This window comes from Micromonospora sp. WMMD1219 (genome assembly GCF_049315215.1).
In the GTDB taxonomy this organism is placed as follows: Bacteria; Actinomycetota; Actinomycetes; order Mycobacteriales; family Micromonosporaceae; genus Micromonospora; species Micromonospora tulbaghiae.
The window spans coordinates 872,115-887,242 of record NZ_CP186057.1; the positions used below are offsets into that span (position 1 = coordinate 872,115).

A 15,128-nucleotide genomic window follows, 5' to 3' on the forward strand; every position below is an offset into this window, starting at 1 on the left:
TCCGTGTCAGGGCCAGACTACGCACGTCAGGTGACCATCGGGGAGGGGGTGACGGGTCCTCACTTCGCATCAGCGGCGAGCGTCACCGACGCGTTCTGCCGCGCCGACCCGCGCCGGTACTCGACTGTCACCACGGAACCGGGCGCGTACTTGCGCACCAGGGCCACCAGGTCGGTCGGATCGGTCATCGGACGGCCGCCCAACCGCAGCACCACGTCCCCGGTACGCAGTCCGGCCGCCGCCGCCGGGCCGGCCGGCTCGACCGCGTTGAGGCGTACCCCGCCGCCCGTGGCGCCGGTGCCGCCCACCTGGGCGCCGATCACCGTACGCCGGGCCTTGCCGGTGCCGATGATGTCCTCGGTGATCCGCTTCGCCTGGTTGATCGGGATGGCGAACGCGAGGCCGATGTTGCCGGCCTCCTGCCCGTCGGCCACCAGCGACTTGATCGTCGAGTTCACCCCGACCACCCGCCCGGCGCCGTCCACCAGCGGGCCGCCGGAGTTGCCGTGGTTGACAGCGGCGTCGGTCTGGATCGCCGCGTAGTAGCGGGTCGGCCCGCCCGGCTCGCCGGCCTGCATGGTCCGGTCCAGCGCGCTCACGATGCCGGCGGTGACGGTGTTGGCGAGCGACAACGGCGACCCGATGGCGAGCACCGGGTCACCGACGGCGAGCGCGTCGGAGTCGCCGAACTGCACCGGGGTCAGCCCGCTGCGCGAGACCTTGATCACGGCGAGGTCCGACTCCGGATCCTGCCCGACCACGGTGCCGGCGGCGGTGCTGCCGTCGTTGAACACGACAGTGGCCTTGCCGGTCCCGTCGGCGACCACGTGGTCGTTGGTGACGATGTGGCCCTCGCCGGTCACCACGAAGCCGGAGCCCTCGCTGGTGCCGCCAAGGCTGACCACCCGGATGGTGACCACGCTGGGCAGGACCCGCTCGGCCACCCCGGCCAGTGACTCGGGCTTGCGCTGGGCCAGCGCCGGGGCCTGGCCGGTCTGCGCGCCGATCGTCGGCACGTCACCGCCGCGCAGGAAGGCGTACGTCAGGGCACTGCCGAGAGAACCGGCGAGAAGGGCCGTGACCAGGGAGATCAGCACCACCTGACGCAGCCCCGGCCGGGTCGGCAGGTCCGGGTCGGTGACCGGTTCCGGCTCCCCCGCCCCTGGTGCCGGCGCCGCCGGGATCACCACGGCGGCGGGCGCGTACGGGTCGCGCCACGGGTCGGCCAGAGCGTCGGACCACCACGGCGACGTCGCCTGACCGGGGGCGTCCTGCGGCGGTCGTCCGGACGCCGGCCCACCCGGTGCCGGCGATCCGCCGGGCCGCCGCCAGTCCCAGCCGTCGGTCACGTCGGTGCCTCCCACTCAGTCCCGCGGGCCCCGCGCCGGCGGCCGGCGGAGCCGGACGACAGTGATGCGCGGGACACATCCAGGATTACACGGATGGCGCGAACGGGGTCAGGGGTTGCCGTCCGTGAGCGCTCGACGGCGGACTCGCGGCTGCGCCGGTACCGGCCCGCCTCTACGCTCACAGTGCATACCGCCCCTCGCACCAGTCCGCCCCTCGGAGGTGTCCCATCGCCACGGTCGCCGGTCACGGCAGTTCGACGGCCCAGGCGCTCCACTTCGCCGAGTCTTTCGTCACCGAGGATCTCGTGCTGCGCACGGCCCGCGCCCTCGCCCACGAGGTGGGGGTGGAGGCGGTCACGCCCGGGTCGGGTGCCGCGCTGCGGCTGCTCGCCGCCGCCGGCAACGCCCGGGCGGTGGTGGAGATCGGCACCGGCACCGGGGTGAGCGGCGTGTGGCTGCTGCGTGGCATGCGCCCAGACGGTGTGCTCACCACGATCGACGTCGAGGTCGAGTACCAGCGCATCGCCCGGCGGCTGTTCCAGGAGGCGGGCTTTCCGTCGGGGCGTACCCGGATCATCACCGGCCGGGCCCTCGACGTGCTGCCGCGGCTCGCGGACGGCGCCTACGACCTGGTCTTCGTGGACGCGGTGTCGACCGGCTTCGCCGCGTACGTGGACGCGGCGCTGCGGCTGCTGCGCCCCGGCGGCGTGCTCGCGCTCAACGGCGCGCTGGCGGCCGGCCGGATCGGCGACCCGGCCGCGCGGGACGTCGAGACGGTCACCGTGCGGGAGACGATCAAGGCGATCCGCGAGTCGGAGCACTGGGTGCCCGCGCTGCTGCCGGTCGGCCACGGCCTGCTGGCCGCCGTGAAGGCCTGAGTCAGGCCGGCGTGCCCTGCACGCCTGAGTCGGCCAGTCGACGGCCGGCTCAGCCCAGCGTCGCCAGCCAGCGCAGCAGGCCGCGCACACCCCAGCCGGTAGCGCCCTTGACCAGTTCGCCGTGGGTGTCGTCGGACCACGACGGCGCGGACATGTCCAGGTGCGCCCACCGGTCCCGCAGGTCGCCGGTGAACTCCCGCAGGAACAGCGCGGCGACCACCGAGCCGGCGCCCTGCGCCGGGGAGCTGTGCAGGTCGGCGATCTCGCTGGCCAGGTATTCCACGTAGTCGTCGGCGAGCGGCATCCGCCAGGCCCGCTCGCCGGCCGCGGTGATCGCGTCGAGCAGCCCGGCGGCGAGCGTGTCGTTCTCGCTGTATAGCGCGGCGTGCCGCTTGCCCAGGGCGACGGCGTTCGCGCCGGTGAGCGTCGCCAGGTCGATCAGCAGGTCGGGCTTCAGCTCGCGGACCGCGTACGCCAGCGCGTCGGCGAGCACGAGCCGGCCCTCGGCGTCGGAGTTGGTGCTCTCGCTCGTCAGCCCGCCGTAGTGCCGGATCACGTCGCCGGGGCGGAACGCCGAGCCGCTGACCATGTTCTCGGCGAGCGGGGCGAGCGTGGTGACCCGTACCGGGAGGCGCAGTTCGGCGGCGCCGAGCGTCGCGGCGATCACCGCGGCGGCACCGGCCATGTCCTTGCGCATCAGCTTCATGGCCGGCACCGGCTTGATCGAGATGCCGCCGGTGTCGAACGTGATGCCCTTGCCGACGAGCACCACGTGGGTACGCGCGCCCTCCGGCCGCCAGTCCAGCTCCACCAGGCGCGGTCCGGTCGCGGAGCCGCCGCCGACGGCCAGCAGGCCGCCGAAGCCCTCGGCCGCCAGCTCCTCCGGGCCGCGTACCCGCAGGTGCAGGTCGGGCTGCCCGGACGCGGCCTCGGCCACCTGCGCGGCGAACCACTCCGGGTTCTTGGTGGACGAGGGCATGTTGGTCAGGTCCCGGGCGAGCCGGGTCGTCTCGGCGGTGGCCCGGGCGGCGTCGAGCGTGCCGGCGAGAGCGTCCGGGTCGTCGACGAGCACCGCCACCTCGGCCAGGGCGGGCCGCTTGCCGGCCTCGGTGAGACGGAAGCGGTACGAGCCGAGCAGCAGCCCTTCGGCGAGGCCACGCAGCGCCGCCGTCGCCTCGCCGGGAAGCGCGATGGTGATCTGCGTCTCATCCTTCGCCGCGCGGGCCAACGCCGCTCCGGCGGTGCGCCAGTCGCGCTCGTCGCCGTCGCCGACGCCCAGCAGCCACAGCCGCGCCGGGGAGCCGCCGGGGCGCAGGTGTTCGCGCACCTCACCGGCCGCGCCGGTGAGCCGGGCGGCGGGGAGTACGGCGACGGCCTCGGCCCGGACGTCGTCGCCGATCGGCACGGCGGTCGGGACCAGTCCGGGTTCGAGCGAGGCCGTGGAGTCCGGCGAGGCCAGGGAGTCCGGCGAGTCCGGCCCTCCGGGGCGGACGGGCAGGACGAGAGCGTCAGGCCCCGCGGGCCCACTCACCAGACGAATGACCAGCACGCTGGACCGTACCTCCGAAATGGGTTGAACGGGCACGTTTCACCACGCACCCGCAGAGGAAAGACCCTGAGCCACCGGGCATGCCGGTGGCTCAGGGTAGGACGAACCGCCCGCGCGGCGGACGCCACGCGGGACACTCCTCGAATCAGCCCGCGGCCGCCTTCAGCGCGTCACCGAGCGCGGTGGCCTCGTCGGGAGTCATCTCGACGACGAGCCGGCCACCACCCTCCAGCGGGACTCGCATGACGATGCCCCGGCCCTCCTTGGTGACTTCCAGCGGACCGTCGCCCGTCCGCGGCTTCATCGCCGCCATGTTGTCTCCCCTCAGACCTACACCAGGGTCGGTGAGTTGCCCCACAGCCACTTCGCCATCGCCATCCGCAACCGTCGCGGAAGGCTCGACCAACGATTTTCCCTGATGAACACCGCCGGACCCAAACCGAAGCAGCATTGATGTAACAGCATCTAGCTTATCTTGGATAGGCCTGTCACAATGTGCGGTCATGCAGGCACGGTCGGCACTCTTCGACCTGTACGGCGACCACCTCCGGGCCCGGGGTGGCCGCGCACCGGTCGCCGCCCTGGTCAAGCTGCTCGCCCCGCTCGGGATCGCCCCACCGGCGGTACGCACCGCGGTCTCCCGGATGGTTCGCCAGGGCTGGCTGGAACCGCTCCGGCTGGCGTCCGGACCGGGATATTCGATCACCCCGAAGGCGGCTCGTCGACTCGACGAGGCGGCGTCCCGGATCTACCGGACCGGGCGGCACAGCTGGGACGGACGGTTCGATCTCCTGGTGCTCACCGCGCCCTCGTCCCGCCGGGACCGGCAGCGGCTCGCCGCGAACCTCGCCTTCCTCGGCTACGGCACGCTCGACGACTGCACCTGGGTGGCCACCCGCCCCGGTGAGGACGTCGACCTGATGCTCGACGAGGCGGGCGTGCGCTACGAGCGGTTCACCGCCGCGCACGCGGCCGGCACACCGGGCGCCATGGGCGTGGTCCGCCGTGCCTGGGACCTGGCCGAGATCGGCCGGGCGTACGAGCGCTTCGTCGCCGAGCAGAAGCCACTGCTCTCCGGCGTCACGGTGCGCAGCAGCGACGAGGACGCGTACGCGGCCCGGTTCCGGCTCGTGCACGCATGGCGTACGTTCCTGTTCCGGGATCCGCAACTGCCCCCGGCACTGCTGCCCGAACGCTGGCCCGGCACCAGCGCGGCCAGCTTCTTCGACCGGCACGCGGCCCGGCTCCGGCCGGCCGCCGACCGGTACGTCGAGCAGTGCCTCGACGCCGGCAACCGCCTCGCCCGACAGAAGGGTCGTTAGAACGTGACCGAGCCGCTGCTCGTCGACCGCACCGACGCCGTCGTCACCCTGACGCTGAACCGCCCGACGGCGATGAACTCGCTCGACGTGGCGCTCAAGGAGGCGCTCCGGGACACCCTGGCCGAGCTGGAGACCGACCGGTCCTGCCGGGCGGTCGTGCTCGCCGGCGCGGGCGGCTCGTTCAGCGCCGGGCAGGACCTGCGCGAGCACGTGCGGACGCTGGAGGCCTCGGACGCCGACCCGCTGGGCACGGTGCGGGCGCACTACAACCCGATCGCCGCCCGGCTGGCCAACCTGCCCAAGCCGGTGGTCGCCGCGGTGCGCGGGATGGCCGCCGGGGCGGGCGCCTCGCTGGCGTTCCTGGCCGACTTCCGCATCGGCGGCCCGAAGACCCGGTTCCTGATGGCGTTCGCCGGGGTGGGCCTCGCCGCCGACACCGGCGCCTCCTGGACGCTGCCCCGGCTGGTCGGTCACGCCAAGGCCGTCGAGCTGCTGATGCTCGCCGAGCCGGTCGGCGCCGACGAGGCCTGCCGGCTGGGCCTGCTGACCAAGCTGGTGGACGACGACGAGCAGGTGCTTCCCACCGCGCAGGAACTGGCCGCCCGGCTGGCCGCCGGCCCGACCGTCGCGTACGGGGCGATCAAGCGCCAGCTCTCCATCGCCGACGCGGGCACGCTCGCCGACGCGCTGGCCGCCGAGGCGCAGGCGCAGGCGATCTGTGGCGCCACCGCCGACCACCAGGCCGCCACGAAGGCGTTCGTCGCCAAGCAGAAGCCGGTCTTCGAGGGCCGCTGACCGCGCCGGTCGGGCCCGGAGGTCAGTCGTCCTCCTCCGGATCCTGGTTGGCCTCGACGCCGAGCACGAACGCCTGCATGGCCAGCTCGTCGCCGTACGGCGAGACGAACGCCGGCAGCTCCCGCGGGCCCAGCTCCTGCACGTAGGACCAGAAGATCCGTACCGCCTCGGCGCGCGACGCGGCCTCGATCGGCAGGTCCAGGCTGACCAGCCAGGTGCTGCGGGCGGGCGGCGGGCCGAGCCGGTCGGCCAGCGACCGCCAGCGGGCCGGGTCGAGCGCCACGACCGGGCCGTCCGGCGCCGGGCCGTCGACCGGCACCGGCTCGTCGAGCACCCGCCGGGTGTACGCGACCACGAGCGACCCGGCCACCGCGTCGGACTGCGGATCGTCCGGGTCCTCCCGGGTCTCGGACGACGCGAGCGCGACCCGGCCGAGGGCGACCAGGCGCAGCGGCTCGTCGACGAGCACCGCCACCCGGTCACCGGGCCGGGGGCGGGCCGCCTCGGACAGCCCGGTCAGCTCCAGCGCGTCGTGGTGCACAAGCCGCTCGGCCTCGAAGCGCTCGGCGGGCAGCAGCACCGCCCAGGCTCCGGTCGTGGTCGCACCGTCTGTCGTCCCGCTCGTACGCGGCTCGGTGTCGGTCATGCCCCAATCCCATCACGCCGGAGGTGGGGCGCTCCGTCACACCCCGGCCCGGTCACCGCTCACGTGGCAGTCGGCCAGGTGGTCGTCGACCATGCCGGTGGCCTGCATCAGCGCGTAGGCGGTCGTGGGGCCGACGAACCGGAAGCCCCGCTTCTTGAGCGCCTTGGCCATCGCCACCGACTCCGGGCTGGTGGCCGGCACCTCGGTGAAGGACCGGGGACGTGCCGACCGGGGTGGGGGCGCGAAGGACCAGAGCAGCGCCGAGAGTCCCTCGGGCAGCTCCGACGCGGCCCGGGCGTTCGCGATCGCCGCCTCGATCTTGGCCCGGTTGCGGACGATCCCGGCGTCGGCCATCAGCCGGGTCACGTCGGCCTCGCCGTAGCGGGCCACCGCGTCGATCCGGAAGCCGGCGAAGGCGTCCCGGAACGCCTGCCGCTTGCGCAGGATGGTCAGCCAGGACAGGCCGGACTGGAACGCCTCCAGCGTCAGCCGCTCGTAGAGCGCGTCGTCGCCGCGCAGCGGCCGGCCCCACTCCTCGTCGTGGTAGACGGCATAGTCGGGGGTGCTCGCCCCCCACGCGCAGCGCGGCAGCCCGTCGGCGCCGGTCACCAGGTCAGTCACGGCGTCCACGGTAGGCCAGCCCACCGACAACCCCGGTCAGGGCAGGCGGCCCTGCTCGACCAGCCGGGCGAACTTCTTCAGCGCCTGCGTGAGGCTGAACTTCGAGCCGGGCCAGAGCACCGGCCACGCCACCCGGCCGGCCGGCCCGCCCGGCAGGTGGAACCACTCGTGCCAGACCACCTGCGTGCGGTCGCGGTCCATCGGGGTGCAGCGCAGCACGCCGGGGCCGCGCAGCAGCTTGCCGCAGTGCACCACGCCGACCTCGTACGGCGCGTCGACCCGGACCACCCGCATCTCGTCGCGGAGCACGGCCGGACCGAGCGCGGTGACCGCCTCGACCAGGCTGCCCTCGCCGCCGTCGCCCTCGACCACCCGGACCCGGGTCAGCGGGATCCAGTCCGACTGCCGCTCCCACGCGGTGAGCGCGGCGAACACGCGGTCGGCCGGGGCGTCGACGATCACCGTGGCGGTGACCTCGGCGGCGCCGCGGCGGGACGCGTCGGTGAAGTCGTCGGCCGGCCGGCCGGTGCCGGTCACGCCGACTCCGAGCGGACCACCGAACCGCGCTCCCGGTCGTCGTCGGCGGGCCCGGCCGCGATCCCGTTCGCCGGGGAGACGGTGTCCTCGGTCGCCGCAGCGGCCGGAGCCTCCGCCACGCCCGCCTCGGCCGGCGCGCGCCCCGGCTGCCCGTCGGCCTCGCCGCGGACCGGCCGGTCGGTGCCGGTGCGGGCCGGCGGCTCCGGCGCGGACAGGTCGATCACGACCGGCTCGGAGGTGGACGGGTCGGGCGCCTGCTCGGTCTCGGGGCGGGTCGCGGCGGCCTCCTCGCGCGCCCGGCGCAGCGCGTCGGCGTCCTCGGTACGCCCGTCCCGCAGAGCCGCGTTCTCCGCCTCCAGGACGCCGATCAGCTCGGTCTTGTAGCCGATGTCGTACGCCGCCCGGCGCAGCGCCGCGTCGACCTGGCTCATCCGGTAGCCGCGCAACGCCGTGTCGAAGCGGACGTCGGACACGTCCGACTCGTCGAGCGGACGGCTGCCGGGCAGCGGCACGGCCCGCCCGTCCGGCTCGGCCGGTGTGAGGCCCGGATCCTTGCCGGAGACCAGCACCGTCACCCCGAACACCACAGCCGCGACGGTCAGCGCGACGACCAAGAGGAGCAGAACCTCACCCATGCACAGATCGTGGCATGCGGGCCGGGATCGGGCGAGCCCTCCGAGACGTCCGGTCCGTAAATGCGTCCGGCGCACGGGACCGGCACGGGCGGCGCGGGCGGGACCGGATAGCGTCGGACCGGCCGGTGCGGTCCGGCGGCGAGGAGGCGGGCATGACCGGGGCGTTGCGGCTGGGCGGACGGACGTTCGGCCCCGGTGAGCTGGTGGTGATGGCGATCGTCAACCGCACCCCGGACTCGTTCTTCGACCGGGGCGCCACCTTCGCCCAGGACAGCGCGCTGCGCGCGGTGGAACGCGCGGTCGACGAGGGCGCCGAGATCATCGACATCGGCGGTGTGAAGGCCGGGCCGGGCGACGAGGTCGACGTGGCCGAGGAGATCCGGCGGACGGTGGACACCATCGCCGCGGTCCGGTCCGCCTTCCCCGACGTGGTCGTCTCCATCGACACCTGGCGTGCCGAGGTGGCCGTGGAGGCGGTCGCGGCCGGCGCGGACCTGCTCAACGACACCTGGTCGGGGGCGGACCCGGCGCTGGCCCGGGTCGCCGCGGCGACCGGCGCCGGGCTGGTCTGCTCGCACGCGGGCGGGCTCGCCCCGCGTACCCGGCCGCACCGGGCCGCCTTCGACGACGTGGTGGCCGACGTGGTCGGCACGGTGACCGGGCTGGCCGAACGCGCGGTCGGGCTGGGTGTGCGCCGGGACGGCATCCTGATCGATCCGGCGCACGACTTCGGCAAGAACACCCGGCACTCCCTGGAGATCACCCGGCGGCTGGCGGAGCTGACCGACACCGGCTGGCCGCTGCTGGTGGCCCTGTCGAACAAGGACTTCATCGGCGAGACGCTCGACCTGCCGGTGCCCGAGCGGCTGGAGGGGACGCTCGCCGCCACGGCGGTGTCGGCCTGGCTCGGCGCCCGGGTGTTCCGCGCCCACCAGGTCCGCGAGACCCGGCGGGTGCTGGACATGGTGGCGTCGATCCGGGGCGACCGGCCGCCGGCGGCGACCCGGCGCGGGCTCGCCTGACGGGCCGGTCCGACGCCGTCAGGTCCAGCGCAGGACGCCGCGCCGCCAGGCGTAGAGGATGCCGAGCGCGACGATCGCCACGAAGACACCCATCTCCACGACGGTGGTGGCGCCGAAACCGGGCCGGTCGAAGACCAGCGCCCAGGGGAACAGGAAGACCGCCTCGACCGCGAAGAGCACGTAGAGATACGCGTAGACGTAGTAGCGGATCTGCATCTGGGCCCAGTCGCCGCCGACCGGGTCGAGACCGCACTCGTACGTGGCCCGCTTGCCCCACGGCTCGGCCGGCCGGCTCGGACGTAACACCCGGTTCGCGGAGAACGCCGTCACGAAGAAGAGCACGGCGGCGAGCAGCAGCAGACCGAGCGTGGCGTACGAGCCGAGATATCCGGTCACGACCGGAGCGTACCGGTCCCGTCCAGATGTCCCGGACACGTTACGAATTCGTTTCCTCGCAGGACTAGTGCTTGATGGCAAGTATCACCGAATAATGGGATCTCGTTGATCGTCCGGAGGACAGATGGCCCGCCCCCGCGTTGCGCCCGTTCAGCGGGTCGCGCTCCGCCGTACCCTCGCGCTGCTGGCGCCCGCGCTCGTCGCGGCGCTGGTGGCGGTGGCGCCGGCCGGAGCCGTCGCACACCCGGGGCCGGCCGCCGCGCTCCAGGTGATCGAACCCGTGGAGCCGGGCGGCGACCCCGGCGGCGAGCCGACCCAGCCCGCCCCCACCGGCGAGCCGACGACCACCGCGCCGGCCCCGCCGCCCACCGAGCCGCCACCGCCTCCGACCACGCCCCCGGCGCCGGTCACCACCTCGCCGGCCCCGCCGCCGACGAGCGCGCCCGCCGAACCGGCACCGACCACCGCCGCGCCGGCCACCACGGCACCGGCGCCCCCGCCGGTCGTGCCGCCGGTCAAGACCCCGCCGCCACCACCGGCCCAGCCGGCCGGCGGCCCTCTGGGGGTACGCGTGAACACCGAGGACGTGGTCCTCACGCCGGCCTACTGGAACGCCGACGCCACGGTGGCCACGCTGCGGGTGACGGTGACCAACACCGGCGGGCGGGCGGAGCGGATCAGCCTGGGCTACACGCTGCCGCCCGGGCTGACCGACGCGGGCACCCCGGGCTGCGAGCCGGCCGGTGGCGGCAACCACAGCTGCGTCGGGTGGGACGCGGAGCCGGGCGCCCGGTTCAGCACGACCATCCGGGTCCGGATCGACGGCGACGCCTGGCGGACCATGCCGCTGGCCGGATCGGTCCAGGTCACCGCCGTCGCGCCCGGTGTGACCGGTGCGGCGTACGACGACGAGGGCTTCGCGGTGCTGTTCCCGCCCGGGCCGCCGGTGCCCGGCATCTCGCTGCGCGCCGACGAGGTGCTGTTCGACATCAGCGGCGCGCCCAGCACGCTCACCGTCCGGCTCGGCAACACCGGCAGGGTCGACGCGGCCGGCCGGATCGAGGTGCTCCTGCCCGAAGGGGTGACCGTGGCCGGCGCCCAGGGCGGCTGCGCCCCGGTCTCCCCCGACCGGACCCGCTGCGAACTGGGCGTACTGGCGGCCGGGCGGACCGCGACCATACGGCTGACGCTCGCCGCCTCGGCGGAGGCCCAGCGGCGGGCGCCCCTGTCCGGCGCGGTGATCGGCCGGCTCGACCCGCGCAGCGGGCGGGACCGGCAGGTGCAGATGAGCTTCCGGATCAGCGCGGCGGCGGCGGACACCGCCCCGCCCGGCGGGGCGCCGGCCCCGACCGGCTCGCAGGGCGTGCTCGTCGCCGCCGGCGAACGGGACGGGGACGGCACCTCGACCCGGCGGACGGCCGTCGCGTTGATCGCCGTGTCCGGTCTCCTGGTCGTGCTCGCGCTGACGCTGGCGACCCGTTCACTGCGCCGCCGCAGCGACATCACCGCACCGGACCGTCCGATCACCGACCGGTGATCATGGATATGTGGTGATCTGGGTTACGGGCCCAGGTACTAAACGCTGCAAAGCAGGGCATACAGCGGCCCGATCCAGTCCCATACGTCGGACCTCGACCAAGGTGGCCCTAACGTGGCGACGTAGGCTCTGACGTGAGAATCGGAGCGGGCCGGGCCGGCGAGGGCGACGGCGCTCAGTTAAGCGAGGTGCGGGTGTGACCAAGCAGATCCGTCAGCTGGACCGGGTGGTCATCCGGTTCGCCGGTGACTCCGGCGACGGCATGCAGCTCACCGGCGACCGGTTCACCTCGGAGACGGCGCAGCTGGGCAACGACATCTCGACGTTGCCCAACTTCCCCGCCGAGATCCGCGCTCCCGCCGGCACCCTGCCCGGCGTGTCGAGCTTCCAGGTGCACTTCGCCGACTACGACATCCTGACGCCGGGTGACGCGCCGAACGTGCTGGTGGCGATGAACCCGGCCGCGTTGAAGGCCAACCTGGCCGACCTGCCGCGCGGGGCGGACATCATCGTCAACACCGACGAGTTCACCCGGCGCAACCTGGCCAAGGTCGGCTACGCGACCAGCCCGCTCGACGACGACTCGCTCGCCGGGTACGCGGTGCACCCGGTGGCGCTCACCTCGATGACGATCGGCGCGCTGGCCGAGCTCGACGTGTCCAAGAAGGACGCCGAGCGGGCCAAGAACATGTTCGCGCTCGGGCTGCTGAGCTGGATGTACTCCCGCCCGTACGAGTCCACGCTGCGCTTCCTGGAGCGCAAGTTCGCGGCCCGTCCCGAGCTGGTGGCGGCGAACGTGGCCGCGTTCCGGGCCGGCTGGAACTTCGGCGAGACCACCGAGGACTTCTCCGTCCGGTACGAGGTCAAGCCGGCCAAGATGCTCCCGGGCACCTACCGGAACATCACCGGCAACGCGGCGCTGTCGCTGGGCCTGGTGGCCGCCGGGGTGCGTTCCGGGCTGCCGGTGTTCCTCGGCGCGTACCCGATCACGCCGGCCTCGGACATCCTGCACGAGCTGAGCAAGCACAAGAAGTTCGGCGTGGTCACCATGCAGGCCGAGGACGAGATCGCGGCGGTCGGCGCGGCGCTGGGCGCCTCGTACGGCGGCGCGCTCGGCATCACCACCACCAGCGGCCCGGGCGTGGCGCTCAAGAGCGAGACGATCTCCCTGGCGGTGGCGCTGGAGCTGCCGCTGGTCATCGTCGACGTGCAGCGGGCCGGGCCGTCGACGGGTATGCCCACCAAGACCGAGCAGGCCGACCTGAACATGGCGCTGTACGGCCGGCACGGCGAGGCCCCGGTGGCGGTGGTCGCGCCGAAGTCCCCGTCGGACTGCTTCCACGCGGCGCTGGAGGCGGCCCGGATCGCGCTCACCTATCGCACGCCGGTGATCCTGCTGTCGGACAACTACGTCGCCAACGGCTCGGAGCCGTGGCTGCTGCCGGACGTGGAGTCGCTGCCCGACCTGCGGGTCGAGTTCGCCACGCAGCCCAACGGTGAGGACGGCACCACGTTCCTGCCGTACCTGCGGGATCCGCAGACGCTGGCCCGCCCGTGGGCGGTGCCCGGCACGGCCGGTCTGGAGCACCGGATCGGCGGCCTGGAGAAGGCCGACAAGACCGGCGACATCTCGTACGACCCGGCCAACCACGACTTCATGGTGCGGACCCGGGCGGCCCGCATCGAGACCATCCCGGTGCCGGACGTCGAGGTCGAGGACCCGGACGGCGACGCCCGGGTGCTGGTGCTCGGCTGGGGCTCGACGTACGGGCCGATCGGCGCCGCCTGCCGTGGCCTGCGCCAGCGCGGGCTCTCGGTGGCCCAGGCCCACCTGCGGCACCTGGCCCCGATGCCGGCGAACCTCGGCGAGGTGCTGGGCCGCTACGACAAGGTGGTCGTGCCGGAGATGAACCTCGGCCAGCTCGCCCACGTGATCCGGGCGAAGTACCTGGTCGACGCGATCGGCTACAACCAGGTCCGCGGCCTGCCGTTCACCGCCGCCGAGCTGGAGACGATGCTGGAAGAGGTCCTGAAGAATGTCTGAGCCCGTCGCCCTCAAGCTCACCGCCAAGGACTTCAAGTCCGACCAGGAGGTGCGCTGGTGCCCCGGTTGCGGTGACTACGCCATCCTGGCGGCCGTGCAGGGCTTCATGCCGGAGCTGAACATCCCCCGGGAGAACATCGTCTTCGTCTCGGGCATCGGCTGCTCGTCGCGCTTCCCGTACTACATGAACACGTACGGGATGCACTCGATCCACGGCCGGGCCCCGGCGATCGCCACCGGCCTGTCGGTGTCCCGGCCGGACCTGTCGGTCTGGGTGGTCACCGGTGACGGCGATGCGCTCTCCATCGGCGGCAACCACCTGATCCACGCGCTGCGCCGCAACGTGAACCTGAAGATCCTGCTGTTCAACAACCGGATCTACGGGCTGACCAAGGGCCAGTACTCGCCGACCTCCGAGGTCGGCAAGATCACCAAGTCGACGCCGGTCGGCTCGGCGGACGCCCCGTTCAACCCGCTGTCGCTGGCGCTCGGCGCCGAGGCCACGTTCGTGGCCCGGACGATCGACTCGGACCGCAAGCACCTCCAGTCGGTGCTGCGGGCCGCCGCCCAGCACGAGGGTTCGGCGTTCGTGGAGATCTACCAGAACTGCAACATCTTCAACGACGGCGCGTTCGACCCGCTGAAGGAGCCGGCCACCCGGGACGACTTCCTGATCCGGCTGGAGCACGGGCAGCCGATCACGTTCGGCAAGGACGGGCAGTTCTGCGTCGTCCACCCGCCGGGCGGCTTCGGGCTGGAGGTCCGGGAGACCGCGAACACGCCGGCCGAGGAGATCGTCGTGCACGACGCGGGCGTGGCCGACCCGGCGTACGCCTTCGCGCTGTCCCGGCTGCCCGGCCTGGACCTGAGCAACACCCCGATCGGGGTGTTCCGGTCGGTGGACCGCCCTTCCTACGACAGCGTGGTGCAGGAGCAGGTCGCGGCGGCCAAGGCGGGCGTGGACAAGACCCCGGAGCAGCAGCTCGCGGCGCTGCTCGGCAGCGGCGACACCTGGACGATCCTCTGATCCACCGCTGACCTGTCACGCGAAGGGGCGGGCCGTTCCCCCGCGGAACGGCCCGCCCCTCGCGTGTGACGCGGCCCGGTCAGGCGGCCGCCGAGGCGGGCACCCACAGCTCGTCGACGGCCCGCTCGGCCGCGGCGAGGCTCTGCTCGAACAGCGGGATCAGCTCGGCCATCGCCGGGTTGACCGGGGCCAGGGTCAGCTCGGCGCAGATGAACCGCGGGTCCAGCCCGGTCAGGGAGAGGCCGTGCGGCAGCCACGGTTCGGCGTGGTCCCAGCCCTCGCGCGGGGTGCCCGGGCCGTACCCGCCGCCGCGGCTGACCAGGACGACGAACTGGCGGTCGCCGAGCAGACCGGCGTTCGTCACCGGGTCGTACGCGATGCCGGGGGCGATCAGGTGGTCGACCCAGGACTTCACGCTGCTGGGCGGGCCGTAGTTGTAGAGCGGGAGCCCGAGCAGGACCGTGTCGGCCTGCTTCACCTCGGCCACCACCTCCTGGGTCAGCTGCCAGGAAGCCTGCTGCTCGGGGGTGTGCTGATCCGGCGGCACCATGCGCGCGAGACCGCTGGCGGTGTTCAGGTGCGGCAGCGGGTTCTGACCCAGGTCGCGGTAGGTGACAGTGCCGTCCGGGTGGGCGGCGCGCCAGGCGGCGGCGGCGCGGGCGGTGAGCCGCCGGCTGATCGACCGCTCCCCGGTGATGCTGGAGTCGATGTGCAGTAGGTGTGCCATTGGTGATTCCTCCTCCGACGATCGTTCGTGTAGAACCAACTAT

At 73.6% G+C, this 15,128-nt stretch carries 16 protein-coding genes; 7 read left to right on the forward strand and 9 right to left on the reverse strand.

Annotated elements, in window-relative coordinates; translation table 11 throughout:
* Window positions 1-59: 59 nt before the first annotated feature.
* Window positions 60-1,364 carry a S1C family serine protease gene (locus ACN27C_RS04140; protein WP_199733218.1) on the reverse strand — a complete coding sequence of 435 codons (1,305 nt, stop codon included), beginning with the start codon at window positions 1,362-1,364 and terminating at the stop codon, window positions 60-62.
* Between the two features lie 212 nt (window positions 1,365-1,576).
* Between ACN27C_RS04140 and ACN27C_RS04145 the strand changes: the two genes are divergently transcribed.
* Complete coding sequence (locus ACN27C_RS04145) at window positions 1,577-2,227, forward strand: O-methyltransferase (protein WP_081636063.1); 651 nt, start codon at window positions 1,577-1,579, stop codon at window positions 2,225-2,227.
* A gap of 49 nt (window positions 2,228-2,276) precedes the next feature.
* Here ACN27C_RS04145 and ACN27C_RS04150 read toward each other — a convergent pair whose 3' ends face one another.
* Both ACN27C_RS04150 and ACN27C_RS04155 read right to left on the reverse strand, forming a co-directional pair.
* Window positions 2,277-3,776 (reverse strand): leucyl aminopeptidase family protein, encoded by a 1,500-nt coding sequence (locus tag ACN27C_RS04150; RefSeq protein ID WP_422750467.1) that lies wholly within the window; start codon window positions 3,774-3,776, stop codon window positions 2,277-2,279.
* 145 nt (window positions 3,777-3,921) lie between these two features.
* Window positions 3,922-4,089: a DUF3117 domain-containing protein gene (locus ACN27C_RS04155; protein WP_013283866.1), complete on the reverse strand. Its 168-nt coding sequence runs from the start codon at window positions 4,087-4,089 to the stop codon at window positions 3,922-3,924.
* A 190-nt stretch (window positions 4,090-4,279) separates the two neighbouring features.
* Here ACN27C_RS04155 and ACN27C_RS04160 point away from each other — a divergent pair, with 190 nt between their 5' ends.
* Complete coding sequence (locus ACN27C_RS04160; RefSeq protein ID WP_121685149.1) at window positions 4,280-5,098, forward strand: PaaX family transcriptional regulator C-terminal domain-containing protein; 819 nt, start codon at window positions 4,280-4,282, stop codon at window positions 5,096-5,098.
* 3 nt (window positions 5,099-5,101) lie between these two features.
* The gene (locus ACN27C_RS04165) at window positions 5,102-5,893 is read left to right on the forward strand and encodes an enoyl-CoA hydratase/isomerase family protein (RefSeq protein WP_350814541.1); all 792 of its coding nucleotides are present in this window, start codon (window positions 5,102-5,104) and stop codon (window positions 5,891-5,893) included.
* 22 nt (window positions 5,894-5,915) lie between these two features.
* Here ACN27C_RS04165 and ACN27C_RS04170 read toward each other — a convergent pair whose 3' ends face one another.
* Genes ACN27C_RS04170 through ACN27C_RS04185 form a run of 4 tightly spaced genes read right to left on the reverse strand, consistent with a single transcriptional unit; the run spans window position 5,916 to window position 8,332 of the window.
* Entirely contained in the window at window positions 5,916-6,539 is a 624-nt protein-coding gene (locus ACN27C_RS04170) for a hypothetical protein (RefSeq protein WP_422750468.1), read from the reverse strand.
* A gap of 36 nt (window positions 6,540-6,575) precedes the next feature.
* A complete protein-coding gene (locus ACN27C_RS04175) occupies window positions 6,576-7,160 on the reverse strand; it encodes a DNA-3-methyladenine glycosylase I (protein ID WP_422750469.1) in 585 nt (194 codons plus the stop codon).
* Window positions 7,161-7,196: 36 nt separating this feature from the next.
* The gene (locus ACN27C_RS04180) at window positions 7,197-7,697 is read right to left on the reverse strand and encodes an SRPBCC family protein (protein ID WP_421499657.1); all 501 of its coding nucleotides are present in this window, start codon (window positions 7,695-7,697) and stop codon (window positions 7,197-7,199) included.
* Entirely contained in the window at window positions 7,694-8,332 is a 639-nt protein-coding gene (locus ACN27C_RS04185; protein ID WP_421499656.1) for a DivIVA domain-containing protein, read from the reverse strand. Before ACN27C_RS04185 ends, ACN27C_RS04180 begins: the two co-directional genes overlap by 4 nt.
* 152 nt (window positions 8,333-8,484) lie before the next feature.
* Here ACN27C_RS04185 and folP point away from each other — a divergent pair, with 152 nt between their 5' ends.
* On the forward strand, window positions 8,485-9,354 hold the full coding sequence (gene folP / locus ACN27C_RS04190; protein ID WP_120573992.1) for a dihydropteroate synthase: 870 nt from the start codon (window positions 8,485-8,487) through the stop codon (window positions 9,352-9,354).
* Window positions 9,355-9,372: 18 nt separating this feature from the next.
* Here folP and ACN27C_RS04195 read toward each other — a convergent pair whose 3' ends face one another.
* Entirely contained in the window at window positions 9,373-9,750 is a 378-nt protein-coding gene (locus ACN27C_RS04195) for an NADH-quinone oxidoreductase subunit A (RefSeq protein WP_013473888.1), read from the reverse strand.
* A 124-nt stretch (window positions 9,751-9,874) separates the two neighbouring features.
* Between ACN27C_RS04195 and ACN27C_RS04200 the strand changes: the two genes are divergently transcribed.
* From ACN27C_RS04200 to ACN27C_RS04210, 3 genes are all read left to right on the forward strand, one after another.
* Window positions 9,875-11,287, forward strand: coding sequence for a hypothetical protein (locus ACN27C_RS04200; protein ID WP_422750470.1), 1,413 nt, complete (start codon window positions 9,875-9,877; stop codon window positions 11,285-11,287).
* A 196-nt stretch (window positions 11,288-11,483) separates the two neighbouring features.
* Complete coding sequence (locus ACN27C_RS04205; RefSeq protein ID WP_064447566.1) at window positions 11,484-13,331, forward strand: 2-oxoacid:acceptor oxidoreductase subunit alpha; 1,848 nt, start codon at window positions 11,484-11,486, stop codon at window positions 13,329-13,331.
* Window positions 13,324-14,358 carry a 2-oxoacid:ferredoxin oxidoreductase subunit beta gene (locus tag ACN27C_RS04210; protein ID WP_064447565.1) on the forward strand — a complete coding sequence of 345 codons (1,035 nt, stop codon included), beginning with the start codon at window positions 13,324-13,326 and terminating at the stop codon, window positions 14,356-14,358. The genes ACN27C_RS04205 and ACN27C_RS04210 overlap by 8 nt, the downstream gene beginning before the upstream one ends.
* A gap of 79 nt (window positions 14,359-14,437) precedes the next feature.
* Here ACN27C_RS04210 and ACN27C_RS04215 read toward each other — a convergent pair whose 3' ends face one another.
* Window positions 14,438-15,085 carry an FMN-dependent NADH-azoreductase gene (locus ACN27C_RS04215; protein WP_120571794.1) on the reverse strand — a complete coding sequence of 216 codons (648 nt, stop codon included), beginning with the start codon at window positions 15,083-15,085 and terminating at the stop codon, window positions 14,438-14,440.
* Between the last annotated feature and the right edge of the window lie 43 nt (window positions 15,086-15,128).

Excerpts from the sequence above, each read along its gene's own strand:
- ACN27C_RS04185 (WP_421499656.1), bottom strand. The coding sequence starts at position 8,332 with ATGGGTGAGGTTCTGCTCCTCTTGGTCGTCGCGCTGACCGTCGCGGCT.
- ACN27C_RS04210 (WP_064447565.1), top strand. The coding sequence starts at position 13,324 with ATGTCTGAGCCCGTCGCCCTCAAGCTCACCGCCAAGGACTTCAAGTCC.
- ACN27C_RS04160 (WP_121685149.1), top strand. The coding sequence starts at position 4,280 with ATGCAGGCACGGTCGGCACTCTTCGACCTGTACGGCGACCACCTCCGG.
- folP (WP_120573992.1), top strand. The coding sequence starts at position 8,485 with ATGACCGGGGCGTTGCGGCTGGGCGGACGGACGTTCGGCCCCGGTGAG.
- ACN27C_RS04170 (WP_422750468.1), bottom strand. The coding sequence starts at position 6,539 with ATGACCGACACCGAGCCGCGTACGAGCGGGACGACAGACGGTGCGACC.
- ACN27C_RS04155 (WP_013283866.1), bottom strand. The coding sequence starts at position 4,089 with ATGGCGGCGATGAAGCCGCGGACGGGCGACGGTCCGCTGGAAGTCACC.
- ACN27C_RS04200 (WP_422750470.1), top strand. The coding sequence starts at position 9,875 with ATGGCCCGCCCCCGCGTTGCGCCCGTTCAGCGGGTCGCGCTCCGCCGT.
- ACN27C_RS04215 (WP_120571794.1), bottom strand. The coding sequence starts at position 15,085 with ATGGCACACCTACTGCACATCGACTCCAGCATCACCGGGGAGCGGTCG.